At 63.1% G+C, this 22,681-nt stretch carries 21 protein-coding genes and 1 other RNA gene; 9 read left to right on the top strand and 13 right to left on the bottom strand.

Features of this window, described 5'->3' with window-relative positions:
- Nucleotides 1–10: 10 nt before the first annotated feature.
- Entirely contained in the window at nucleotides 11–1,321 is a 1,311-nt protein-coding gene (locus ACWF6P_RS25480; protein ID WP_452622945.1) for a DUF222 domain-containing protein, read from the top strand.
- A gap of 92 nt (nucleotides 1,322–1,413) precedes the next feature.
- The gene (locus tag ACWF6P_RS25475) at nucleotides 1,414–2,403 is read left to right on the top strand and encodes an alkaline phosphatase family protein (protein WP_452622944.1); all 990 of its coding nucleotides are present in this window, start codon (nucleotides 1,414–1,416) and stop codon (nucleotides 2,401–2,403) included.
- Between the two features lie 112 nt (nucleotides 2,404–2,515).
- Here the strand turns inward: ACWF6P_RS25475 and ssrA are convergent.
- From ssrA to ACWF6P_RS25460, 3 genes are all read right to left on the bottom strand, one after another.
- Nucleotides 2,516–2,886, bottom strand: a transfer-messenger RNA (tmRNA) gene (gene ssrA / locus ACWF6P_RS25470).
- A gap of 66 nt (nucleotides 2,887–2,952) precedes the next feature.
- The gene (locus ACWF6P_RS25465) at nucleotides 2,953–4,527 is read right to left on the bottom strand and encodes an SDR family oxidoreductase (RefSeq protein ID WP_452622943.1); all 1,575 of its coding nucleotides are present in this window, start codon (nucleotides 4,525–4,527) and stop codon (nucleotides 2,953–2,955) included.
- Nucleotides 4,528–4,547: 20 nt separating this feature from the next.
- Nucleotides 4,548–5,507 (bottom strand): NAD(P)/FAD-dependent oxidoreductase, encoded by a 960-nt coding sequence (locus ACWF6P_RS25460; protein ID WP_452622942.1) that lies wholly within the window; start codon nucleotides 5,505–5,507, stop codon nucleotides 4,548–4,550.
- Nucleotides 5,508–5,572: 65 nt separating this feature from the next.
- Here ACWF6P_RS25460 and ACWF6P_RS25455 point away from each other — a divergent pair, with 65 nt between their 5' ends.
- Nucleotides 5,573–6,157: a helix-turn-helix domain-containing protein gene (locus ACWF6P_RS25455; protein WP_283303635.1), complete on the top strand. Its 585-nt coding sequence runs from the start codon at nucleotides 5,573–5,575 to the stop codon at nucleotides 6,155–6,157.
- A gap of 52 nt (nucleotides 6,158–6,209) precedes the next feature.
- Here ACWF6P_RS25455 and ACWF6P_RS25450 read toward each other — a convergent pair whose 3' ends face one another.
- The 7 genes from ACWF6P_RS25450 to prfB form a co-directional block, all read right to left on the bottom strand.
- Complete coding sequence (locus ACWF6P_RS25450; protein WP_317553422.1) at nucleotides 6,210–7,067, bottom strand: DMT family transporter; 858 nt, start codon at nucleotides 7,065–7,067, stop codon at nucleotides 6,210–6,212.
- 8 nt (nucleotides 7,068–7,075) lie between these two features.
- The gene (gene smpB / locus ACWF6P_RS25445; RefSeq protein ID WP_003942330.1) at nucleotides 7,076–7,549 is read right to left on the bottom strand and encodes an SsrA-binding protein SmpB; all 474 of its coding nucleotides are present in this window, start codon (nucleotides 7,547–7,549) and stop codon (nucleotides 7,076–7,078) included.
- 87 nt (nucleotides 7,550–7,636) lie between these two features.
- On the bottom strand, nucleotides 7,637–8,542 hold the full coding sequence (gene ftsX / locus ACWF6P_RS25440; RefSeq protein ID WP_378449174.1) for a permease-like cell division protein FtsX: 906 nt from the start codon (nucleotides 8,540–8,542) through the stop codon (nucleotides 7,637–7,639).
- An 81-nt stretch (nucleotides 8,543–8,623) separates the two neighbouring features.
- Nucleotides 8,624–9,304, bottom strand: coding sequence for a cell division ATP-binding protein FtsE (gene ftsE, locus ACWF6P_RS25435; RefSeq protein WP_020969258.1), 681 nt, complete (start codon nucleotides 9,302–9,304; stop codon nucleotides 8,624–8,626).
- 71 nt (nucleotides 9,305–9,375) lie between these two features.
- Entirely contained in the window at nucleotides 9,376–9,858 is a 483-nt protein-coding gene (locus tag ACWF6P_RS25430; protein ID WP_452622941.1) for a hypothetical protein, read from the bottom strand.
- A complete protein-coding gene (locus tag ACWF6P_RS25425; protein WP_003942304.1) occupies nucleotides 9,855–10,739 on the bottom strand; it encodes a mechanosensitive ion channel family protein in 885 nt (294 codons plus the stop codon). Before ACWF6P_RS25425 ends, ACWF6P_RS25430 begins: the two co-directional genes overlap by 4 nt.
- A gap of 22 nt (nucleotides 10,740–10,761) precedes the next feature.
- Nucleotides 10,762–11,868: a peptide chain release factor 2 gene (gene prfB / locus ACWF6P_RS25420; protein ID WP_058038579.1), complete on the bottom strand. Its 1,107-nt coding sequence runs from the start codon at nucleotides 11,866–11,868 to the stop codon at nucleotides 10,762–10,764.
- Nucleotides 11,869–12,001: 133 nt separating this feature from the next.
- Between prfB and ACWF6P_RS25415 the strand changes: the two genes are divergently transcribed.
- The 3 genes from ACWF6P_RS25415 to ACWF6P_RS25405 all read left to right on the top strand — a co-directional run bounded on the left by ACWF6P_RS25415 (nucleotide 12,002) and on the right by ACWF6P_RS25405 (nucleotide 14,973).
- Entirely contained in the window at nucleotides 12,002–12,496 is a 495-nt protein-coding gene (locus ACWF6P_RS25415) for a beta-class carbonic anhydrase (RefSeq protein WP_452622940.1), read from the top strand.
- 19 nt (nucleotides 12,497–12,515) lie between these two features.
- Nucleotides 12,516–13,298 (top strand): histidinol-phosphatase, encoded by a 783-nt coding sequence (hisN, locus tag ACWF6P_RS25410; RefSeq protein WP_064112620.1) that lies wholly within the window; start codon nucleotides 12,516–12,518, stop codon nucleotides 13,296–13,298.
- 136 nt (nucleotides 13,299–13,434) lie between these two features.
- Nucleotides 13,435–14,973 carry a multicopper oxidase family protein gene (locus ACWF6P_RS25405; RefSeq protein WP_452622939.1) on the top strand — a complete coding sequence of 513 codons (1,539 nt, stop codon included), beginning with the start codon at nucleotides 13,435–13,437 and terminating at the stop codon, nucleotides 14,971–14,973.
- Here the strand turns inward: ACWF6P_RS25405 and ACWF6P_RS25400 are convergent.
- Together ACWF6P_RS25400 and ACWF6P_RS25395 are read right to left on the bottom strand one after the other, a co-directional pair.
- Nucleotides 14,967–15,605 (bottom strand): response regulator, encoded by a 639-nt coding sequence (locus ACWF6P_RS25400; RefSeq protein ID WP_452622938.1) that lies wholly within the window; start codon nucleotides 15,603–15,605, stop codon nucleotides 14,967–14,969. The genes ACWF6P_RS25405 and ACWF6P_RS25400 overlap by 7 nt on opposite strands.
- Entirely contained in the window at nucleotides 15,602–16,747 is a 1,146-nt protein-coding gene (locus ACWF6P_RS25395; protein ID WP_452622937.1) for a sensor histidine kinase, read from the bottom strand. Before ACWF6P_RS25395 ends, ACWF6P_RS25400 begins: the two co-directional genes overlap by 4 nt.
- Before the next feature lie 103 nt (nucleotides 16,748–16,850).
- Between ACWF6P_RS25395 and ACWF6P_RS25390 the strand changes: the two genes are divergently transcribed.
- The 3 genes from ACWF6P_RS25390 to ACWF6P_RS25380 all read left to right on the top strand — a co-directional run bounded on the left by ACWF6P_RS25390 (nucleotide 16,851) and on the right by ACWF6P_RS25380 (nucleotide 21,341).
- The gene (locus ACWF6P_RS25390) at nucleotides 16,851–18,299 is read left to right on the top strand and encodes an acyl-CoA dehydrogenase family protein (protein ID WP_452622993.1); all 1,449 of its coding nucleotides are present in this window, start codon (nucleotides 16,851–16,853) and stop codon (nucleotides 18,297–18,299) included.
- 27 nt (nucleotides 18,300–18,326) lie between these two features.
- A complete protein-coding gene (locus tag ACWF6P_RS25385; RefSeq protein WP_378449181.1) occupies nucleotides 18,327–19,532 on the top strand; it encodes an acyl-CoA dehydrogenase family protein in 1,206 nt (401 codons plus the stop codon).
- 171 nt (nucleotides 19,533–19,703) lie between these two features.
- Nucleotides 19,704–21,341 (top strand): acyl-CoA synthetase, encoded by a 1,638-nt coding sequence (locus ACWF6P_RS25380; RefSeq protein WP_378635964.1) that lies wholly within the window; start codon nucleotides 19,704–19,706, stop codon nucleotides 21,339–21,341.
- 6 nt (nucleotides 21,342–21,347) lie between these two features.
- Here the strand turns inward: ACWF6P_RS25380 and ACWF6P_RS25375 are convergent, their stop codons facing one another.
- Nucleotides 21,348–22,676, bottom strand: a complete 1,329-nt coding sequence (locus tag ACWF6P_RS25375) for an amidohydrolase family protein (protein ID WP_452622936.1) — start codon at nucleotides 22,674–22,676, stop codon at nucleotides 21,348–21,350.
- Nucleotides 22,677–22,681 lie beyond the last annotated feature (5 nt).

The following is a 22,681-nucleotide window of genomic DNA, read 5'->3' as shown; positions in this document are numbered from 1 at the left end:
ATTCGAAACGATGTCGGACGCGCGCCGGGGGGCAACGATGAACGCAGCACTGACCGATACCGCAGCACTGACCGATGAAGAGACGCGGTGCTCCGCCCGAGAGGACGTGGAGGAACTCGGCTCCGAAATCTGCGCTCTCGCCGGCCAGATCGCCGCGGCCACTGCCCGATTCCTCACCCTCCTGTCGAAATTCGACGAAGACCGCGGCTGGACCGGCCCTGGACTGCACTCGTGCGCCCACTGGCTGTCGTGGAAATGTGGAATGAGCCTGCATACCGGCAGGGAATACGTTCGCGTCGCCAAGGCACTCCGACCATTACCTGAGATGCGGAAGGCCTTCGAGCAAGGCCGGCTGTCCTACTCGAAGGTTCGCGCACTCACTCGGGTCACCACGCCGTCCAACGAAAAGCAGATGGTTCGGTTCGGCTGTGAAGCACCCGCAGCCCAGATCGATCGCCTCGCCGCCGGTCTACGTAAAGCAACCGACAACGAATCCGGCAAAGGCAAAGCACCCGAACACCTTCAGGTCCGGTGGCATTGGGACCCGGATACGGGCGAATTTGTCATCAAAGGACGCCTGCCCGCACAGGACGGCGCCCGAATCCTCGCAGCGCTGGCGGTGGCGGAACGTGAACGCACCCGAACTGCGTCCATCCACCCCGTCGACGAGACGGCCACGAAGACCCCAGTCGGAAACATCGGGCCAGTCCTGGTCGCCATGGCCGAGCTCGCCACCACCGTGGTCGCAGACCGCACGTCCAAGGCCGCCACCAACGAAGTTGTGTTCTTCCACGAAGCGAACACCGTCCGAGTACCGAGTGGACCCGCGCTCCCCCGAAATGCCGCCGAGGAAGTGCTCTGCAACGCGAAACTTCGCCTGGGAACGACAAAGGAGAGATGCGTTCTGAATCTGGGCCGACGGACCCGTGTCGTCAGCGCCAAACAAATGTTGGCATTGAATTACCGCGACGGATGTTGCCGCACACCAGGTTGCGGGCGGACTCGTTTCCTGCACGCGCACCACGTCAAATTTTGGGGACGCGGCGGCACCACGGATCTGGACAACTTGATCATGCTTTGTGGAACCTGCCACCGCGCGCTGCACGACGGCCAGTTCACCATCACTGCACTCGGCGAGCAGAAGTTCGAGTTCCTTTACGCCAATGGTGACGTCATCGACCCAGCACCGCCGACCGAAGGATTCGCCGATGGCCTACTGCGCGGAGACATACCCGACGATGCGATCGCCGCGACATGGGACGGCGAACCCCTCCACCTCGATCACGCGGTCAGCGTCATCCTCGATGGCTGGGCCGCCTGAGGAAACATTGGTCTAGTCCAATCTGAATCTGCCGTGAACAACAGGACAACCCTCACATCCAGGTAGTGCAATTGGTCTAGTCCTATCGCAAGATGCTTAGCGTGACCAAGAAAATCGCACGCACCTCAGCCGCCATCACATTCCTCCTTGCCGGCGCGGTAGCAGCCGGAACTGCAAACGCTGCAGCAATTCCCGGATCATCCGACCTCAATCCGTCGGCCACCGAGAAGACAGTTGTCATCGGCCTCGACGGCACCATGCTCAGCCACATCAAGACCGCCGACGCTCCCCGTCTCCAGAAGCTGATCGCCGAAGGAACCAGCGGAGAATCTTCCATCCTCGGCCACACCACCATCTCCGGACCGTCGTGGTCGACCATCCTGACCGGGGTCTGGGACACCAAGCACGGCGTCAAGGACAACACGTACGCGGGCGCCCGCTTCGACCTCTACCCGAGTGTCTTCACCCGATTGGAAACAGCAAAGCCCTCCCTCCTCACCGAATCGATCTCCACCTGGGGCGGCATCGACAACATCGCTTCCAGTGGGACACCGAAAGCTGACGTTGTCGTGACCACGGCCGATGCAGGTTCCGAAGCGGCCACCGACGCTGCAACGGCAGACGCCGTCGCCCGGGACATCACCGACAAGGGACCTGACCTGATCTTCACCCAACTCGATCAGGTGGACGGCGCAGGGCACAGCGGCGGCACCAACGGCGCTGCGTACGACGAGTCGATTGCCTCGGTCGACGCCCAGGTGGGCAAGATTGTCGATGCTGTCGATCAGCGCGCAGCGAAGACCGGCGAGAAGTGGACTGTACTGGTCACTGCGGATCACGGGCACAAGCCCACCGGCGGGCATGGCGGTCAGACACCGGCGGAAGCAACGACATTCGTCATAGCGCGCGGTGCGGGATACGCGGCCGGTAAGACCACCGACGCGTACACGATCGCCGACATCACTCCGACAATCCTCCAGAGTCTGGGCGTTGCATTGCCTGCCGACCTGGACGGCAAGCCGCTAGCCGAGGAAGCTCCCGGCTTCGTCGGCTCGGTCGACCTGGGATTCTTCGGCTCCTGATCGCAAGAAAGCCCCTGCGCGGCCGCAAAGCGCCGCAACATGACAGCAGCAAGACAGCAGCAAGACAGCAAAAAGGTCGGGCCGGAGAGCGTGTGCTCTCCGGCCCGACCTGTTGTGGAGCTGCCGGGAATTGAACCCGGGTCCTACGTTGAATCGCTAGGGCTTCTCCGTGTGCAGTTCGCTAAGTCTCTACTTGGATCTCCCAGTCTCGCGAACAAGCCAGGATGACGATCCCAGTCACTGTTTGATGTCCCATTCGACTCCGTGACCGAGCCGAACAGTAAAGCCCTCTAGCTGATGCCAGGAACCGGGTCGAGGGCAACCCCGGGCTGACAGACACGCTTCGCTACTTAGGCAGCGAGAGCGTAGTCGCGCTGATTGGAATCGGCGCTTATAGGTTTGCAGCGACGCTTACGGTGGTCTCTTGCCTGCACCGACACGCTTCCCCTAACTCAACACACGCAGTCGAAACCGTTCAGCCCCGTGTGTGCCCCGCGTCTTTCGTGGGGCTATTTACTATAACGCGCCGAAGTTCGGAAGTCATACCAATTAATCGGCGGCACTTTCCGTGTCCCTCGCCCCAGCCGTGTCCTTCGCCCCAGCCGTGTCCTTCGCCCCAGCCGTTTCCTGCACTGCAGCCATCTCACGCTCGGCAGCACCGGTGATGTTGGTGATCATGCCCTGAAAGACAACTCCGTGGAAAGGCAGGATCGAGTACCAGTACGCCCGGCCGGCGAGCCCACGCGGAAAGAAGACCGCCCGCTGATCGAGGTGCGAACCCACCGGTCGGCCGTCCGCGCCCGTCGGACCTTCCGATACTCGCAACTCCAACCATGCCCCGCCGGGAACCTTCATCTCGGCGCGCAAACGGAGCAACTTGCCTCGATCGATCTCTTCGACGCGCCAGAAGTCCAGGGCTTCACCGGTGTTGAGTCGCCGGGGATCGCGTCGACCTCGGCGTAGGCCGACACCGCCAACTGCTCGATCCATCCACCCCCGGATCGCCCACGCCAAAGGGAATGAATACCAACCATTCTCACCGCCGATCGACTCGACGACCGACCAGAGGGTTTTCGGATCGGCAGCACAGTCGCGTTCGCGATGATCGACGTAGACCGCTTCACCAGCCCAATCCGGGTCGGATGGAAGGGGATCGGAGGGTGCTCCCGCGATCGTTGCACCGGACCACGCCGTCTCCACCTCACCGGTCTCGATCTTGTGAAGTGCCAAACGCACCGCTTCCCGATACGGCGTGAGGCCACCGGCGGGAGGCGGGATGAAGTCGTCGATGTCGTGATCGTGCATCACCGCGTCGTTCTGCAGTGACTCGATCAACGGCATCGCCAAGCCTCGTGGGATCGGGGTGACCAATCCCACCCAGTGACCTGCCAGCCTCGGCGTGAGGACAGGCAAGACGAGGATGCGCCGACGTACCAGTCCTGCAACGTCGGCGTAGGTGTTCATCATCTCGCCGTACTGCATGACATCCGGCCCACCGATGTCGAAGGCGCGGTTGACCTCCGGCGTTGTTGCCGCGGCTGCGGTCAGATAGTGGAGTACGTCACGCACCGCGATCGGCTGGATGTTGTTGTGCACCCACTTGGGGGTGGTCATCACCGGAAGTCGATTGGTCAAGTGGCGCACCATTTCGAAGGACGCCGATCCCGATCCGATCACCACTCCAGCTTGGAACACAACCGTCGGAACCTCGGAGTCGAGCAGGATCCGACCGACTTCGAGCCGAGACTGCAAGTGAGTCGACAGCTCTCGGTCGGACGGATGAAGCCCACCGAGGTAGACGATCCGGCGCACCCCCGCATCGCGTGCGGCGGCGGCGACGTTTTGCGCACTCCGCTTGTCGATGTCAGAGAAAGACCCTCCCCCGCCCATGGCGTGAACGAGGTAGTAGACCACGTCGATGTTGTCGAAAACACCTGCGAGTGAATCACTGTCGGTCAAATCCCCGCGCTTGATCTCCACCGAATCATGCCAGGGCACATCGCGAAGCTTCTCGGGACTTCGCACCACCACCCGCACGTGGTGCCCCTCTTCGACCAGGCGAGGGGCAAGACGTCCGCCTATGTATCCGGTCGCACCCGTGATCAACACTCTCACTGCGTCCATCACCCCACGCTACGCAGAATTCAGCTCCGAAGCGCGAGTGCAACCTCGAGGTCGTCGTTCGTCAACATCATGTTGATCCCCGCCCCGGCCTTCGCCCCGGCGGCTGCGGCCATGATGACCTGGGCACCCGGGTCGACGACGTTGCCGGCGGCGAACACGCCGGGCACGCTTGTGGCCCCCATCATGTCGACAGTGACGAAATCGCCCATCATCGTCTCTGCGCGCTGCGCGCCGAATGTACGCAAGATCGCATCGTTGGGATCCATCGTGAGGGCGCCGCCGACAAAAACTGCCGAACGCGCGACCACAGTGCCGTCCACCAATCGCACGCCCACCAACCGATCGTCCTCTACGACGGGACCGGCAACCTCACCCTCGACGATCGAAATATCGCGGGCTGCAAGCTTTTCCCGATCTTCGGCACTCAGTTCGGTGATTCGATGGAGGAAGAGAACCACGTCGTCGGACCACTGGCGCACCATGAGCGCCTGGTGCATCGCAAACTCCCCGCTCTTGGCGATCACGCCGAGCGGCTGATCACGCACGCTGTAGCCGTGGCAGTACGGGCAGTGCAAGACGTCGCGGCCCCATCGCTCACCGAAGACTTCGAGTTCTGCCGGTAGACGGTCCGTCAGGCCCGTTGCGACAAGGATTTTGCGTACCTGAATCTTGCTGCCGTCAGCGAGTTCGACGGAGAAATCGGCCGAAAGATCCTCACTGTCCCGTGTCACGGAGACGACCGTGCCGTCGTGGAACTCGCCGCCGAATTTACGGACCTCACCTCTGCCGATGGTCAACAGTTCGGCAGGGTTCATGCCGTCACGGGAGAGGAATCCGTTCATGTGGTCGGCGGCCGCGTTTCGTGGCGATCCGTTGTCGAAGACGATCACGGACCTGCGTGCCTGACCGAGAATGAGTGCGGCGTTGAGGCCCGCCGCACCGGCTCCGATTACTGCTACGTCGAATGAGTTCTGCGTCATGAATCCAGAATGACAAGAGAACGCAATCTTGACAAATGCTGTTGCCACTTTGGCAAAATGAATGCATGACCGAAACATCGTTCGAAGCCGTACTGGCCGGCATCGGCCCTCGCCTACGTGCGTTGCGCCAACAGTCCGACATGACCCTGGCCGATTTGTCGGAGGCCACCGACATCAGTGTGAGCACACTGTCGAGACTCGAATCAGGTACTCGCCGAGCCAACTTGGAGCTTCTGCTGCCGATTGCCAAGGCACACGGCGTCCCGTTGGACGACCTCGTGAACAGCAAGATCAAAGATCCGCGTGTGCGAGAAGAACCTCGGACGGTCGGATGTATGACGGTCATTCCGCTGACGAGCCAGCCCGGCAATCTGCAGGCCTACAAGATGATCATCTCCCCCACCGACGACGATCGCGAGCCAGGATCTCACGAGGGTTACGAGTGGGTCTACGTTCTGTCCGGGCGCATCAGACTCCAACTCGGCGACCGTGATTTCATCATGGGTGCCGGCGAGGCAGCCGAGTTCGATACACACATCCCGCACCGCATCAGTGCTGCCGACGGTCGACCGGCCGAGGCGATAAGCCTCTTCGGAAAACAAGGCGAGCGGGTTCACCTACGCGCTGCACCGGCCGACAGACGCGGCTGAAACAACTGGGACTGAAAACGCTGGAGCTGATAACGCTGGAGCTGAAGAGAATCTAGGCACCCGCGACGGCAATCATGCCGACTGCCGCCAGGGCCAACAGCATTCCCGCTTGTTGCACGCGGCTGACTCGCTCGCCCAGCATCACCATCGCGAGCAGAACCGTCGCAGCCGGGTACAGCGAACCGATCACGCTGACGAGCGAGAGCATTCCGCCTTGGAAGGCGTAGATCATCGTCCCGTTGGCGACGACGTCGAGGACGCTGACGTACACCGCGAGCTTGAGTGGCTCACCTCGCGGGAGAACGAAGTGACCGGCCGCCAAAGCGACCAACCACACCACGACGGTCGCGGCGCCGCGAGATACGGCCAACGCCCACAGCCCACTACCCTCGCCGATCTGGTGAAGTGCGATGAACGAGAGTGCAAATGCGCCACCGCTTCCGACGGTCAGCAGCGCCACCTGTCTGGTGAAGCGGAGAGTGATTCCGCCGGCAACTTCACCCGCGGTGTCGTCGGGCGACTCGCGACTGACCAGAACGACGGCGACCAACGCGACGGCGATACCCAGGTACGCGATCAGTCCCGGCCGCTCACCGAAAGCGAATCCGACGAGCACCGGAATACCCGCCACCAGAACGGCGGTGAGCGGCGAAACCACCGACATGGGGCCGGTCGCCAACGCGAGATAGAACCACCACACCGCCAGACCACTCGTGATGCCGGCGATCGCACCCCAGATCAACCCGTTCAGCGTCAGCGTCCCGGAGACGAAAGGTGCTGCGATCAACACGATGACGAGCGAAAGCGGATACGAGACGATCACCACTCGCAGTGCGGCAACCCGTCGTGACGCAACTCCGCCTACGAAGTCGCTGACTCCGTAGGCAACTGCCGCCACAAGGGCAAGCAGGATGGAGGTCAGCGCATGCCCTTGATACGACGACCGAGCTCGCGGGTCACCTCGCGCTCGGCGGTGCGCTTGGCCATGTCCTGGCGCTTGTCGTAGTCCTGCTTACCCTTTGCCAGCGCGAGTTCGACTTTGACCTTGCCGTCGTTGAAGTACATCGACAGCGGGACCAGCGTCTGGTTTCCCTCGCGGGTCTTGCCGACGAGGTGCTCGATCTCACGCTTGTGCAGCAGGAGCTTTCGGGTACGACGCGGCGAATGGTTGTTCCACGTGCCTTGCGTGTACTCCGGAATGTGCAACGAGCGCAGCCATACTTCGCCGTTGTCCACGGTTGCGAAGGCGTCGACGAGCGATGCCTTGCCTTCACGCAAACTCTTGACCTCGGTCCCGACGAGAGCGATGCCGGCCTCGTAGGTGTCGATGATCGTGTAGTTGTGGCGTGCTTTGCGATTGGTCGCAATGACCTTGCGGCCCTTTTCCTTCACTGTCCGGGCCTCTCAGTCCGCTGTCTTGCTGTCGAATACTGTCTTACCGTCAAATACAGTTCCAGCATAGAAGCTCGTGCAAACCGATTATTCGCGGACGTACAGACGCAGCGTCACGTACGCCGTCACCGCGGCCATTCCGACTCCGGCAAGCACGAGGATCGGCGAAACGAACAGCACGTCGCTGTTGGAAATCCGCGCCACGATGTTGGCTTCGTAGACGTCGGCCAGGACCCCGTCGATGAAGACGTTCTTCGCCGTGAACAGTCCGGCGATGGCGAGCACCGCGCCGATCAAGGCCGCGACGACTGCTTCGAGGAGGAACGGAAGCTGGGTGTACCAACGCGTCGCGCCGACCAATCTCATGATGTTGACCTCGGTCCGACGCGTGAACGCCGCGATCTGGACCATGTTGGCGATCAGCAGGATCGCTGCGATCGCCTGGACGATCGCGATCGCGAATGCCGCGTTGCGCACTCCACCCAGCACGCTGAAGAGTCGGTCCACCAACTCGCGCTGATTGAGCACACTCTCGACGCCGGGCCTCGAACCGAAGGTGTCGTTGATGACGCCGAACCGCTCGGGGTCACTGAGCTTGACCTTGAACGACGCCGGGAAGCTGTCCGGGCTCACCAGCGCTGCCAGTTCGGGCTGGTCCTTGAACACGCGCTCGGTGGCGTCCTTCACCGCGTCTTCACGGTTGAGGTACTGAACCGCGACGACGGACGGAGTCTGCTCGAGTTCTTTGCGCAGCGAACTGCAGATCTCCTGCTCGCAACCTGGATCGGCCGAAGAGATGTCGTCGGTCAGAAAGATCTGCACCTCGACGCGTTCGAGGAAGATCTGCTGGGTCTTGCCTGCCATCTGCACGACCAGCAGACCACCGCCGAAGAGACCGAGGGAGATCGCCGTCGTCAAGATCATGGCGATGGTCATCGTGATGTTGCGGCGTAGGCCGGTCAGTACTTCGCTGAAAATAAAGCTGGCGCGCATCGGGGAATCCGATTCCTTTTCGAGAGGCCGGTTGTTTCACGACAACCGGTGGGCGTACGGGACGTGTGGTCGTAGTCGGCGCTACCTGCCGACGCCGTACACACCCCGCGCTTCGTCTCTGGTCACCTTGCCGAGATCGAGTTCGATGACGCGTCGACGCATGGAGTCGACGATGTGGTGATCGTGGGTCGCCATGACGACGGTGGTGCCCGTGCGGTTGATCCGCTCGAGCAGCAGCATGATGTCCTGGCTCGTTTCGGGGTCCAGGTTGCCGGTGGGCTCGTCGGCGAGCAGGACGAGTGGGCGGTTCACGAATGCACGAGCGATGGCGACGCGCTGCTGCTCACCGCCGGAGAGCTCGGTGGGCAGTCGGTCGGCTTTACCGGCCAGACCGACCATGTCGAGCACCTCGGGAACAGTGCGCGCGATGACGTTGCGGGGCTTGCCGATGACTTCCAACGCGAAGGCGACATTCTCGGAGACCGTCTTCTGCTGAAGCAAGCGGAAGTCCTGGAACACACAGCCCATGCTCTGGCGAAGCTTCGGCACACGGCGGGCCGCCAACTTGTTGACGTGGAAATCCGCGACCTCGATATCGCCGGACGTGGGCGACTCCATCTTGAGCAGCAACCGCATGAACGTCGACTTGCCAGAGCCGGAGGGGCCGATGAGGAAGACGAACTCCCCCTTCTCCACCTCCACGCTGACTTTGTCGAGCGCCGGCCTGGTGGAGGCCTTGTAGGACTTCGACACATTCTTCATGCTGATCACAACTAGCCAGTCTAGCCGTTATCTAACGGTGACCTTGGCGCCACGCGCGAGCACCCTCGTCCTTATCCGGTACCGGTGGTCGCAGGTGACTGCGGCACCGACGTCGGTGCCTGCATCGCCGCGCCGGGTTGCGGGACGGTCGTCGTCGCAGGAGTGGTCGGCACGGTGGTCGCGGACTGTTCGGCGTTGCCCGGCGCAGGCGCGGGACCCGAAGTCGGCGTCGGAGAACCGGAACTGCCCGTGCTCGATTCCGGAGACTGGGTCTCGGACGTAGTCGTCTGCTCGGTCGAGGACGGCACGGGGGTCGTCGTCGACGGCTTGACCGACGGAGCAACGTACGGCTCGGTCACCGACGTGTCTGCGCTCGGTGGCGGAGTCGCTGCCGGAACTTCCGGATTGAGGTACGTGTGCAGCAGATACGTCAGTATCCACGCCACGATGAGGATGAAAGTCGAAGTTCGCATCCGGCCGCCGAAGATCCGCGACGGTAGCCAGTCCAGGTAAATCAGTCGGTCGAGTCCGCGACGCGGTTCCTGATCGGTCATTCGCTCGCCTCCTCGGTCCGTACGGTGTGCAGATCCGGTGACACCGTGATCCCCTGACGTCGCAGCGCTGCCGCGACGCGGACCCGAAGTGCGCGTCCGACCTGGAATTGTTTGCCAGGAAGCGTGCGCGCAACCATCCGCACGTTGACCTGATCGACCTCGAGGCTTTCGACGCCCATGACGGTGGGCTCGTCGAGCAGCAGTTTCTTGAGTCCGCGGTCGGCCATCGCGTCGACTCCGACCTGACGAAGTACCTCGTTGACCCGGGTGAGGTCGGCAGTCGCCGGTACCGGAACGTCGATGACGGCGCGGGCCCAGTCCTTGGACAGGTTGGTCGCTTTCACGATCTGGCCGTTGGGGACGGTGATGACCTCGCCGTCGGAGTTACGCATCCGCGTCACGCGCAGGGTCACGTCCTCGATGACACCTTCGGCGTCGTCGGAGGAACCGGTGATTGCAAGTCGCACGGTGTCGCCGAAGCCGTACTGGCGTTCGGTGATGATGAAGAAACCGGCAAGGATGTCCTGCACAACGCGCTGCGCGCCGAAACCGAGCGCCGCACCGAGAACAGTCGCCGGCGCGACGAGACTACCGATCGGCAGGTTGAGTTGGTCGAGAACCTTCAGCGTCGCGATCACGTAGATGAACGTGATGACGACCCAGGTGATGACCTGTGCGACCGAGTGACGATGCTTGGTCGCCTCCGAGCGCACCAGCGCATCGCCCAACTGATAGTTGGAGTCGATCTGGTCGGTGACCTTGTTGCCTCCCCAACTGACCAACCGGGCGAGAATCATCGCGCCGAGTACGGTCATGAGGACGGACAAACCGGTGGTTTGAAGCCAATCGAGCAGGTTCTGCCCAGGTCTGAGTAAAGTCATCGTGCCTTTCGATATCCGAACGCTATGCGGACTGGTTCTCGCTCATGCGCCAACGGATGCCGGCCTCGAGGAACCCGTCGATGTCACCGTCGAGCACTGCCGACGGGTTGTTGACCTCGTACTCGGTACGCAGGTCCTTGACCATCTGGTACGGATGAAGGACGTAAGAACGCATCTGGTTGCCCCACGAGCTGCCGCTGTCGCCCTTGAGCGCATCCATCTCGGCGCGCTCTTCCTGACGCTTGACCGCGAGCAGCTTGGCCTGCAGAACGCGCATCGCCGACACCTTGTTCTGGAGCTGCGACTTCTCGTTCTGACAGGTGACGACGATTCCGGTCGGGATGTGTGTGAGTCGAACTGCGGAGTCCGTGGTGTTCACCGACTGACCACCGGGACCGGACGAGCGATAGACGTCGACTCGGATGTCGTTCTCGTTGATCTCGATGTGGTCGGTGGTCTCGACGACCGGCAGGACCTCGACCTCGGCGAACGACGTCTGGCGGCGTCCCTGGTTGTCGAAGGGACTGATCCGGACGAGCCGGTGAGTGCCCATCTCGACGGACAGCGTTCCGTAGGTGTACGGGCCCTTGATCGCGAACGTCGCGCTCTTGAGTCCGGCTTCTTCGGCGTACGACGTGTCGTAGACCTCGACGCCGTAGTCGTGCTTCTCAGCCCAGCGGATGTACATGCGCATGAGCATCTCGGCCCAGTCCGCGGCGTCGATTCCGCCGGCACCGGAGCGGATGTTGATCAGTGCGTCGCGCTCGTCGTACTCGCCCGAGAGCATGGTCTTGACTTCCATCGCCGCGATGTCTTCACGCAGGCTGGCTCGCTCGGCGTCGGCATCGGCCAGCGCGTCGGGGCCTTCGTCTTCGGCCAATTCGTAGAGGATCGGCATCTCGTCGAGCCGCTCGCGCAGTGCCACGATGCGCCGCAGTTCGGCCTGCGCGTGGGAGAGCTGGCTGGTGACCTGCTGGGCGTGTTCCTGGTCGTTCCACAGACCCGGGTCGGCTGCCTGGTGCTCGAGCTCGTCGATGCGTCGGCGCAGCTCCTCGACGTCCACAACCGATTCGCAGGTACGAAGGGTGGTGTCGAGGGCGTTCAGGTCTGCAATTACGTCGGGATGCACGGTTCTCAAGGCTACCGGGTGCCGACCTCGGCTCTGCCGTGCGTCACCTTCTCAGGTCCGCCGCGCGTCACGTATTGAGATCACCGGGACTCGAAGCCTTGCCAACGTCGGTCCGAGGGAACCTACTGGAACGATGACTGTCACCGACGAATACCTCCAGAACAACGCCGTCTACGCCGAGCAGTTCACCGGACCGCTCCCCCTCCCACCCAGCAGACACGTTGCCGTTCTCGCCTGCATGGATGCCCGCATCGACGTCTATCGGGTTCTGGGAATCAAGGAAGGTGAATCGCACGTCATCCGCAATGCGGGTGGAGTCGTCACCGACGACGAGATCCGATCCCTGGCCATCAGCCAGCGGCTGCTGGGAACTACCGAGATCATCCTCATCCATCACACCGACTGCGGAATGCTGACGTTCACCGACGACGACTTCAAGCGTTCGATCCAAGACGAGATCGGCATCAAACCCAACTGGGCCGCCGAATCGTTTCCCGACATCGACGAGGACGTCCGTCAGTCGTTGAAGCGTATCGAGAACAGTCCGTTCATCACCGCGACGACGTCCCTCCGCGGATTCGTCTTCGACGTCGCGACCGGAAAGCTGAAGGAAGTCCTCCCCGTCTGAGCCGGTAGGTTGTGTACCCGTGACCGATCGCGCATCCGACCTCGCACTCGCCCTCCGCATCGCCGACGAGGCTGACGCGATCACTCGCGCCCGCTTCGGCGCACTCGATCTTCGAGTGGACGACAAGCCGGACCTCACCCCCGTCTCCGACGCCGACCTCGCTGTCGAGCGGGCAGTGCGCGCGACGCTCGGTGAGCATCGGCCTGCAGACTCCGTGCTCGGCGAAGAATTCGGCGGCGACGCAGTCTTCGAGGGCAGGCAGTGGGTGGTCGATCCCATCGACGGGACCAAGAACTTCGTTCGGAACGTACCGGTGTGGGCCACTCTGATCAGCTTGCTCGAGGACGGCGTCCCGGTCATCGGCGTCGTGAGCGCACCGGCACTGAATCGGCGATGGTGGGCTGCAACAGGATTGGGCGCACATACGTCTTTCGGAGACGGCGATGCGCGGGCAATCCAGGTATCCGCCGTCGATCGCAGCGAATCGGCGAGCCTGAGCTTCTCGAGCCTGTCCGGCTGGAAGGACCGCGGAATTCGCGACCAGTTCGTCGAACTCACCGACCATGTGTGGCGCGTGCGCGGTTACGGCGACTTCTTCTCCTACTGCCTCGTGGCCGAGGGCGCCGTCGACATCGCTGCCGAACCCGAGGTTTCCCTGTGGGATCTGGCAGCGCTCGATGTTCTGGTCCGTGAGGCCGGCGGCGCATTCACAGATCTGGACGGTGGCGCAGGCCCACACGGCGGCAGTGCGGTCGCCACCAACGGCCTGCTGCACGAAGACGTTCTCGCCCGCCTGCGGTAACAACCGGGTACCAGAAGATCCCACCCGCCGCAAGGGTCCGAGGGAGGAGTCCCGACAGGCCCGTCGGCAGGATTCGGCAGCACGTCGCGCCCCGTTGACTGGAAGTAGTTGATCACGCACTACTTCCAGGAGAACGATGAACCGGATTTCCAGGCGCACCATTCTGTTCGGTCTTGCCGCCGCGCCCCTCGGGCTCGCAGTGGGCTGCGGGGCCGACTCGGCAGCACGAAGCGCCGCACAGGCGGTACCCGGAACCTCTCGCCCGCTACCGGTTCCGCCGCTGGCCGAATCGACTGTCGACGACGCCGGCGTTCGCCACTTCACACTCCGCGCCGGTGCCGCAGCCACCGAGATCGTCGCGGGAAAGATCACCGAGACTTGGGGTTTCAACGGATCCATCCTTGGACCGACCATTCGAGCCGCACGCGGAGAATCTGTCGCATTCACGATCGACAACACACTGGCCGAGCCGACGACCGTCCACTGGCACGGCATGCATCTGCCGGCAAGGTTCGACGGTGGCCCGCACCAGACCATCGAAGCCGGCGGACGCTGGGAACCAGCGTGGACGATCGACCAAGCGGCTTCGACGCTCTGGTATCACCCACACCCGCACGGATCCACCGAGCGGCACGTGCAGCGCGGACTCGCCGGACTGTTCCTGATCGACGACGCCGATACCGACAGGCTGGACGTCCCCAAAACTTATGGGGTTGACGATGTTCCGTTGATAATCCAGGATCGTCGATTCCTTGGCGACGGCAGTTTCGACGAGTCCGACCCGACCGACATCGGCCTGCTCGGCGACACCATCGTCACCAACGGCATCTCCGACGCCTACCTCGACGTCACCACCGGGGTCGTCCGGCTGCGCATCCTGAACGGCTCTTCCGGCCGTCTTTACAACCTGGGGTTCCCCGACGACCGGACCTTCGATCTGATCGCCACCGACGGCGGACTGCTCGAATCACCGATTGCGATCAAGCGGATTCAGCTCAGCCCCGGGGAAAGAGCCGAGATCGTGGTTCGCGTCGACCCCGGCGCGACGACCACATTGGTGTCGTTCCCGATCGAGGACGGCGGTGGTGTGAACTCGTCGGACGCAGAGAACTTCGGCATGAACGACCGCTTCGACATCGTCGAACTACGGGGCGTCGGCACTCGCGCGTCGCGGTCGAGTCTCCCGGCGCCGTTGGCCACCCTGGCGCGCCTCGACCCGTCGAAGGCACGCGTTTCCCGAACCTTCGATCTGCAGTGGTACATGATCAACGGGCAACGAATGGACATGAACCGCATCGACTTCGAGGCCGAGGTTGGCGCGACCGAAGTGTGGACGATCACCAACAAAGACAACTGGCCGCACAACTTCCACGTCCACGACGTGCAATTCCAGGTCCTCGACGTCGACGGCCGCACTCCTCCGCCTCACTTACGCGGACTCAAGGACACTGTGTACACACCACCGGGCAGCAGGATTCGCGTCGCGCTGCAGTGGTCCGAGTACACCGATCCCACCTTCCCGTACATGTTCCACTGCCACCTGCTGATGCACGAGGACCAAGGGATGATGGGCCAATTCCTCGTACTAGGGCCGGGACAGAAAGCAATGCCGATGCAGATGGACATGCCGATGGACATGCCGATGCCGTCGTCTGGTGCGCACTCCGGTCACTGACGGTTCTGCAGGTGGTACACCGCGAGGCGAACCCGATTGTCACAGCCGGTCTTCGACATCAGGTTCGCAACGTGCGTCTTGACCGTGGTCACACCCAGATGGAGCGCGTCCGCGATCTCCTGATTGCTCTGCCCTTCTGCCACCAATGCGAGGACCTGTGATTCGCGCTCGGTCAGCGGAACCTTCACTGTCACAGCAGTGTCGGCGTCTGCGCCGATCACGGCACGATCCACGACACGGCGGAGCAGTTCCGGGGAGAACACCATCTCTCCCTCGGCGATCCGTCGAATCGCGCCGAGCAACTCGGTCGGTTCGGTGTCTTTCACCAGAAACCCGGAAGCCCCGGCGGCGAGCGCGGGATACAGGTGATCGTCGTCGTCGAAGGTTGTCAGCACGAGGATGCGTGCTCGCCGACCGGCCTTGACGATCTGCTGTGTGGCACCGATCCCGTCGAGCCCCGGCATCCGCAAGTCCATCAGAACCACGTCGGGATCCAGTTCGGCAGCTAGCGCTACCGCCTCGACCCCGTTCGACGCCTCACCCGCTACGGTCATGTCCTCGGCTGCCGTGCACAACATCCGTAAACCCGCACGCACCAATCGCTGGTCGTCGACGATGAGCACGCTGATCACGAGGCACCGCCTGTGGTAACGAGTGGAATACTCACGTGGACTTCCCATTTCCCGTCGCTGTTGATGCCGGCAGTCATCTCGCCGCCGACCAGTTCTGCACGCTCACGCATTCCGACCAGTCCGTGTCCGGCACTCCTTGCCGATCCCTCGCAGCTGTTGATCACCCTTACGTCCACCCGACCGTCGAAACGACGAACCGAGACCGAGACCGACCCCTTCCGATCGCCGTGCTTCATGACGTTGGTCAGTGATTCCTGAATCACCCGTAACAACGTCAGCCTGCCGATCGCATCGAGATCAGCTGCGCCTGACTCGACATTCCCCTGAACATCGAAGTCCGCCTGCACCTCGAAACCCGCTGCACGCACACGATCGACCGCCGCCGCGATTTCGGCGTCGACGGCATCCGGCTCGACCAGAGCGACCTCGCCGAGCGAGGGATCACGAAGTGCTACCAGAAGGCGACGAATATCGGTCAGCGCATCCGACGCCGTCGCACGCACATCCGCGAGGACCTCACGCACGGCCTCGTCCTCGGGCGCCAAGACATGCTGACCCACACCGATTCTCAGGACGATCGACGCCATGTGGTGCGCAACGAGGTCGTGGAGTTCGCGGGCGAGCGCGCTTCGCTCCGCAGCGCGGGTCTGCGCAAGATTGTTCGCGGCCAATTCACGCTGCGAGCGCAGATACAGTCCGAGCAGCAGCGGCAATCCAACGTACGCAAGCACTTTCACAGCAGTGGTGACCGACCAGAGTGCTTCGTGAGATTCGAACCAGATCCCCGCGAGCACCGAACCGCACCAGCCTGCTGCCGAAACGGCGACCCACTCTCTGCGATCGGCCCGCATCGTGACGTCCACAACGGCTACCGCGCCGAGGTACGGGACAAGTTCGGACAGCCCCCAGGCGTCGGCGACGAACATCGGAATGGCCAGCGCCGAGACGGCCAGGGACGCGAGGACCGGCCATCGACGGCCGGCGACGAAGACGAGCGCCGACAGCATCGAGAAGATCCAGTAGGTGAGCGGGACTCGATACTCCCCGGGATACGTGCTGGCGATCAACAGGCACGGAACAACCACCAGCGGCGCGTAGCGCACGTACCGCTGTATCCGATCTGGCACCTCTGTCCGGTTCACCCGTCGAGCCTATGACGCGCATCATTTTGCCGTTTCTCGACAACAGACCTTACTGATGAGTAAGATAAGAATCGTCCAACGCCCCAACACCGAGAAACAGCTGGTGATCATGACCAAGCAAGACAGTGTTGCCTCCGACAAGAGCGCTCAGCGCAGCGAATCGGGCGCGCAGCGCGGCGGCGCCAAGGGTGCGCCCCGCGACACGTCCGCCGTCGGCCTGAACCCGATCAAACGCGACGCCATGGGCGCAGCCATGCGCGTGCTTACCAAGATCACCGGTTCGGAACTGGCCGAGAAGTTCAACCTGCGTCAGACCATCGATCGTGTGACCTACGAGGGCACCAAGACGGGCTTCAAAACCCTGGGCGCCGCTACTCGTGGATTCCAGAAGGTCTCGGGCAACGGTGCACCCAAGCGCCTCCCCGACAACCCGAGCAAGAACGCCGACTACTTCGACCTCACCCCGGACGACGATCAGAAGATGATCGTCGAGACCGTGCGCGAGTTCGCGGCCGAAATTCTGCGTCCCGCGGCCTACGACGCCGACGGTGCAGCTCAGGCACCCGCCGATCTCTCCAAGCGTGCGGCCGAGCTCGGTATCACGCTGATCAACGTTCCCGAAGAACTCGACGGAGCGGCCGCCGATCGTGGCGCAGTCACCAACTCTCTTGTTGCCGAGGCACTTGCGCACGGAGACATGGGTCTGGCACTGCCGATCCTCGCACCCAGTGGTGTTGCAGTCGCACTGACGCAGTGGGGCACCGACGCGCAGCAGAAGACCTACCTCCCGGCGTTCACCGGCGAGCAGGTACCCGGCGCAGCAGTGGTGGTCAACGAGCCTCGCGCTCTGTTCGACCCGTTTGCCCTGCAGACCAAGGCAGTTCGCTCCCCCAGCGGCTACAAGCTCAACGGCGTCAAGAGCCTGGTGCCGGCAGCGGCCACATCCGAGCTCTTCGTCATCGCCGCAGAACTCGACGGCAAGCCGTCCTTCTTCATCGTCGAGTCCGACACCAAGGGACTTGTCGTCGAGGCAGATCCCAGCATGGGTCTGCGCGCCGCCGGTCTGGGTCGGCTGATCCTCACCGACGTCGCGGTGCCGGAAGCCGCACTGCTCGGTGACGGTGACGCCGATCAGCGCAAGGCCGAATACGCCGACGCGATTCGCCTGGCCCGCCTCGGTTGGGCGTCCATGGCCGTCGGAACCAGCCAGGCAGTTCTCGACTACGTGATTCCGTACGTCAACGAGCGCGAAGCGTTCGGCGAGCCGATCAGCCACCGCCAGGCGGTTGCCTTCATGGTCGCCAACATCGGCATCGAACTCGACGGACTGCGTCTGGTCACGCTTCGCGGCGCTTCACGCGCCGAGCAGGGCTTGTCCTTCGCCCGCGAATCCGCTCTGGCCCGGAAGCTGGCTTCCGAGAAGGGCATGCAGATCGGCCTCGACGGTGTGCAACTCCTCGGTGGACACGGGTTCACCAAGGAACACCCGGTCGAGCGCTGGTACCGCGACCTCCGTGCCATCGGCGTTGCCGAGGGCATCGTCCTCATCTGACGCCGCTGAACTTCCAGGAGAACCACGATGATCAACCTCGAACTTCCCAAGAAGCTCAAAGCATCAGCGAACCAGGCACATCAGGTCGCGGCGCAGATCTTCCGACCCATTTCACGTAAGTACGATCTGGCCGAGCACGAGTACCCCGTCGAGCTCGACACCATGGCCGCCATGGTCGAAGGCCTCTCCGATTCCGGTGGAGACATCGGCGGTGCCAGCGGCGGACGTTCCGACGCGAGCGCCAAGGGCGGCAACGCCAACGGCGGCAACATGTCCGCGCTTCTCAACTCGCTCGAAACATCTTGGGGCGACGTCGGACTCATGCTCTCGATTCCCTACCAGGGACTCGGCAACGCCGCGATCGCCGCAGTGTCCACCGACGAGCAGCTCGAACGTTTCGGCAAGGTGTGGGCCTCGATGGCCATCACCGAACCGAGTTTCGGTTCCGACTCCGCTGCCGTCACCACCACCGCTGTTCTCGACGGCGACGAGTGGGTCCTCAACGGCGAGAAGATCTTCGTCACCGCCGGTGAGCGTTCGACGCACATCGTCGTGTGGGCGTCGGTCGACAAGTCGAAGGGCCGCGCGGCCATCAAGTCGTTCGTCGTACCTCGTGACGCCCCGGGCCTGAGCGTCGCTCGTCTCGAGCACAAGCTGGGCATCAAGGCTTCCGACACCGCCGTCCTCCTACTCCAGGATTGCCGCATTCCGGCAGACAACATCCTCGGCAGCCCGGAGGTCAACGTGGAGCAGGGCTTTGCCGGCGTCATGCAGACGTTCGACAACACCCGCCCGCTCGTTGCGGCCATGGCCGTCGGCGTCGGACGCGCAGCTCTCGAAGAACTGCGCACCATCCTGACCGAAGCCGGAGTCGAGATCTCCTACGACACACCGGTCTACAACCAGCATGCAGCTGCAGCCGAGTTCATCCGTTTGGAAGCCGACTGGGAGGCCGCATACCTGCTGTCTCTGCGCGCGGCGTGGATGGCCGACAACAAGAAGCCGAACTCGCTGGAAGCGTCGATGTCCAAGGCGAAGGCCGGCCGCACCGGCACCGACGTGACGCTCAAGGCAGTGGAGTTGGCCGGCACTTACGGCTACTCGCAGCGCCCGTTGCTCGAAAAGTGGGGCCGCGACTCGAAGATTCTCGACATCTTCGAGGGCACTCAGCAGATCCAGCAGCTGATCGTCGCTCGCCGTCTGCTCGGAAAGTCGTCCGCCGAACTGAAGTGACGGCTCCGTAGGTCGGTCACCAGAAATACGACATCGCACATGCTCCGCCCCGCCACCTTCCGAGATGGCGGGGCGGAGTGCTCGGTCGCCATCCGGAAATTCCACCACCGAGCCGTGTTTGCGCATTAGTGTGTAATCAGTCCTACAACGACGCTCGGAAGAGGTTCACGTATGCCCGGATTGGTCACCAAGGTCACTGACACCATCGGCGCGGCGGGGGTCATGTTCCGAGCCGGGCTCGTTCCGTTCCCCCGCCTCGATCGCGGACTCAAATCCATTGCAGCGGTAGACAAGTACGGGCCCTTCGCCGGGCCGGTTCACGCGCACGCCGAGAACGGCTACGACGCGGTGGCGATCATCGACGAACGTGGACCCATCACCTACGCCGAACTCGAACGTCAGAGCAACGCGTTGGTCCGAGCATGGCAGGCGGACGGCATCACGTCCGACTCCGTCATGGGCGCGATGTGCCGCAACCATCGTGGCTTGGTGCTGACCATGCTGGCTGCGGCAAAGAACGGAACCAAGCTCGTCCTCATGAACACGGGCTTCGCTCGACCCCAACTCGTGGACGTCGCCGCGCGCGAGAAGGTTGTCGCCTTCGTCTACGACGACGAGTTCGCGAACGTCGCCGATGCCTTGCCAGGCGACGTCGTCCGGTATCGCTCGTGGCCGGAGACGGACGCGTCCGCCGAAAGCTCCTCAGCGACGACTCTCGACGAGGCCATCGCCGGACGCACCACGTCCTCGGTGCAAGCTCCCGAGAAGAACGGTGGCTTCGTCCTCCTCACCAGCGGTACGACTGGAACTCCCAAAGGCGCGCCGCGCGGACACACCTCCCCGCTCGCTTCGGCGCAGTTCCTCGACCGCGTTCCGTTGCGCCGCGGACAGACCATGATGATGGCCGCCCCGGCCTTCCACGGCACCGGCGTCTCGCAGTTCGCTCTCGCGTTGGCGCTCGGGCAGACCGTGATCATGCATCGAAAGTTCGACCCGGAGAACACGATCAAACTTGTCGCGCAACACAAGTGCGACAGTCTGGTAGTGGTCCCGACGATGCTCACTCGTATCATCGACCTCGGCCCCGAGGTGCTGTCCAAGTACGACACGTCGAACCTGAAGATCATCTTTTCGGCAGGTTCGTCGCTCTCCCCCGACCTGTGTAAGCGAGTCACTGCCTCGTTCGGATACGTCCTCTACAACCTGTACGGATCCACCGAGGTCGCCGTGGCCACGGTCGCGACTCCCGAGGACCTGACCATCGCTCCGGGAACCGCGGGCCGAGCTCCAGTGACGTGCCACGTCGAACTCTTCGACGAAAACAACAAGAGAATTACCACTCCCCACACGATCGGCCGAATCTTCGTCGCGAGCGGACTGAGCTTCGAGGGCTACACCGACGGGCGGGACAAGGAACGTATCGACGGACTTCTCTCCACCGGCGACGTCGGACACTTCGACGCCAACGGCCTCCTCTTCGTCGACGGCCGCGACGACGACATGATCGTTTCCGGCGGCGAGAACGTCTACCCGCTCGAGGTCGAGAACCTCCTCGCCGACCGCGAGGACGTCCTGGAAGCCGCCGTGATCGGAGTCGAAGACGCCGACTTCGGCCACCGCCTGCGAGCCTTCGTCGTCGTCGCTCACGGCGCCGAGCAGAACTCCGACGAATTGAAAGACCACGTTCGGTCCAACCTGGCCCGCTACAAGGTTCCCCGCGAGATCGTCTTCATCGACGAACTTCCCCGCAACGCCACGGGAAAGCTGTTGCGCCGCGTCCTCATCGAGATGGAGGTCAGTGAGGACTGAGCGCAGTCACAACGCGCTGAGCGTCCGGATCAATTCCGCCTCGTCGACGCGAGTGGAATGCCCGTCACGAATCACGACCTCGCCTGCAACCAACACCGTGTCGACGATCTGACGACTTCCCGTCGTGAGAATGGACGCACCCGGATCTCGTACCGGGAGGCACCCGAAGTCTCGTTCGAATCGAATCATGGTGAGGTCAGCGAGATCACCGACGGAGATTCCGCCGGACCTGGCGGGTAGACCGAGCGCTGCGTTCACGCCGCCGGACGCGATGTCGATCATGGCTTCGAAGCCGAACAGGTCGGCGCGGCCGCGCGCGGCTCGCTGCACGTAGGCGCCCGTGCGCAGCGTCTCCAGCATGTCCTGGGTGTCGTTGCTGGCCGCACCGTCCACGCCCAACCCCACCGCGATTCCCGCGTCGAGGAAGCTCGGGACCGGTGCGATTCCACTGCCGAGGCGCATGTTGCTGACCGGGTTGTACGACACTCCGACGCCGCGCTCCGCCAACACTTTCTGGCCACGGTCGTCGAGTTCCACGCAATGGACCGCCAGCACCCGATCCCACAGAAATCCGTGGGAATCGAGGTAGTCGACAGCGTTCACGCCTGCATGTTCGGTACACATCGTGTTGTCGGTCTGCGTCTCGAGCAGGTGGATCGAGACCGTCATGTCGCGAGACTGCGCGAATTCACGCACTGCCGACATCCCCTCCGGGGTCAACGATCGCGGATTCGGTACCGCCACTGCCACGTCGACGCGGGAACCAGTCACGTCGTGCATCATCTGATCTGTATGTGCGAGAACATCTCCGAGTGGCTGCATCAGCCGTGGATCGAACCCCCACTTCCTCGTCGGGTCCGCCCTGTCTGCGGCCCCACGCCCCAACACTGCTCGAATCCCGGTGTCGCGCAACGCCCGGATCACGGCGTCGTGCACCTCACTGGACGGGTGCGGCCACATGTGTTCGACCAGGGTGGTCGTACCGCTGCGCAACGCTTCCAACGATGCTGCGACGGCGGCCGCGTAGGCGCGCTCCGGAGTGATCTGGACGGACTCTTCCGCGACCGCGAGCAACCATTCGAGAAGCGGTGTCCCTTCGGCGATCCCACGCATCAGTGACTGTTGAAGGTGCGTATGGGTGTTGACGAACCCCGGGATCAGATACGCCCCCGATCCGTCCACACTGCCTGCGCCGGCGCTCCCGGCGGAAACCTCGATCGATTCGACAACGCCGTTCGAGACGACGACATCGCGGCCGCTCAGCCATTGGCCGCCGCTGTAGAGCGTGACGTCCGTGACGATCGTGTCGGCCGAGTTCCGGTGTGCGGTAGTCATCGACA

Source organism: Rhodococcus sp. NPDC055024, assembly GCF_053608585.1.
This window is presented reverse-complemented; position numbering and strand designations above follow the sequence as displayed.

Coding starts and splice junctions, on each gene's coding strand:
- ACWF6P_RS25380 (WP_378635964.1), top strand. CDS start 19,704: ATGCCCGGATTGGTCACCAAGGTCACTGACACCATCGGCGCGGCGGGG.
- ACWF6P_RS25460 (WP_452622942.1), bottom strand. CDS start 5,507: ATGACGCAGAACTCATTCGACGTAGCAGTAATCGGAGCCGGTGCGGCG.
- ACWF6P_RS25480 (WP_452622945.1), top strand. CDS start 11: ATGTCGGACGCGCGCCGGGGGGCAACGATGAACGCAGCACTGACCGAT.
- ftsX (WP_378449174.1), bottom strand. CDS start 8,542: ATGCGCGCCAGCTTTATTTTCAGCGAAGTACTGACCGGCCTACGCCGC.
- ACWF6P_RS25375 (WP_452622936.1), bottom strand. CDS start 22,676: ATGACTACCGCACACCGGAACTCGGCCGACACGATCGTCACGGACGTC.
- ftsE (WP_020969258.1), bottom strand. CDS start 9,304: ATGAAGAATGTGTCGAAGTCCTACAAGGCCTCCACCAGGCCGGCGCTC.
- ACWF6P_RS25385 (WP_378449181.1), top strand. CDS start 18,327: ATGATCAACCTCGAACTTCCCAAGAAGCTCAAAGCATCAGCGAACCAG.
- ACWF6P_RS25405 (WP_452622939.1), top strand. CDS start 13,435: ATGAACCGGATTTCCAGGCGCACCATTCTGTTCGGTCTTGCCGCCGCG.
- ACWF6P_RS25425 (WP_003942304.1), bottom strand. CDS start 10,739: ATGACTTTACTCAGACCTGGGCAGAACCTGCTCGATTGGCTTCAAACC.
- ACWF6P_RS25455 (WP_283303635.1), top strand. CDS start 5,573: ATGACCGAAACATCGTTCGAAGCCGTACTGGCCGGCATCGGCCCTCGC.
- ACWF6P_RS25430 (WP_452622941.1), bottom strand. CDS start 9,858: ATGACCGATCAGGAACCGCGTCGCGGACTCGACCGACTGATTTACCTG.
- ACWF6P_RS25465 (WP_452622943.1), bottom strand. CDS start 4,527: ATGGACGCAGTGAGAGTGTTGATCACGGGTGCGACCGGATACATAGGC.
- ACWF6P_RS25415 (WP_452622940.1), top strand. CDS start 12,002: ATGACTGTCACCGACGAATACCTCCAGAACAACGCCGTCTACGCCGAG.
- ACWF6P_RS25475 (WP_452622944.1), top strand. CDS start 1,414: ATGCTTAGCGTGACCAAGAAAATCGCACGCACCTCAGCCGCCATCACA.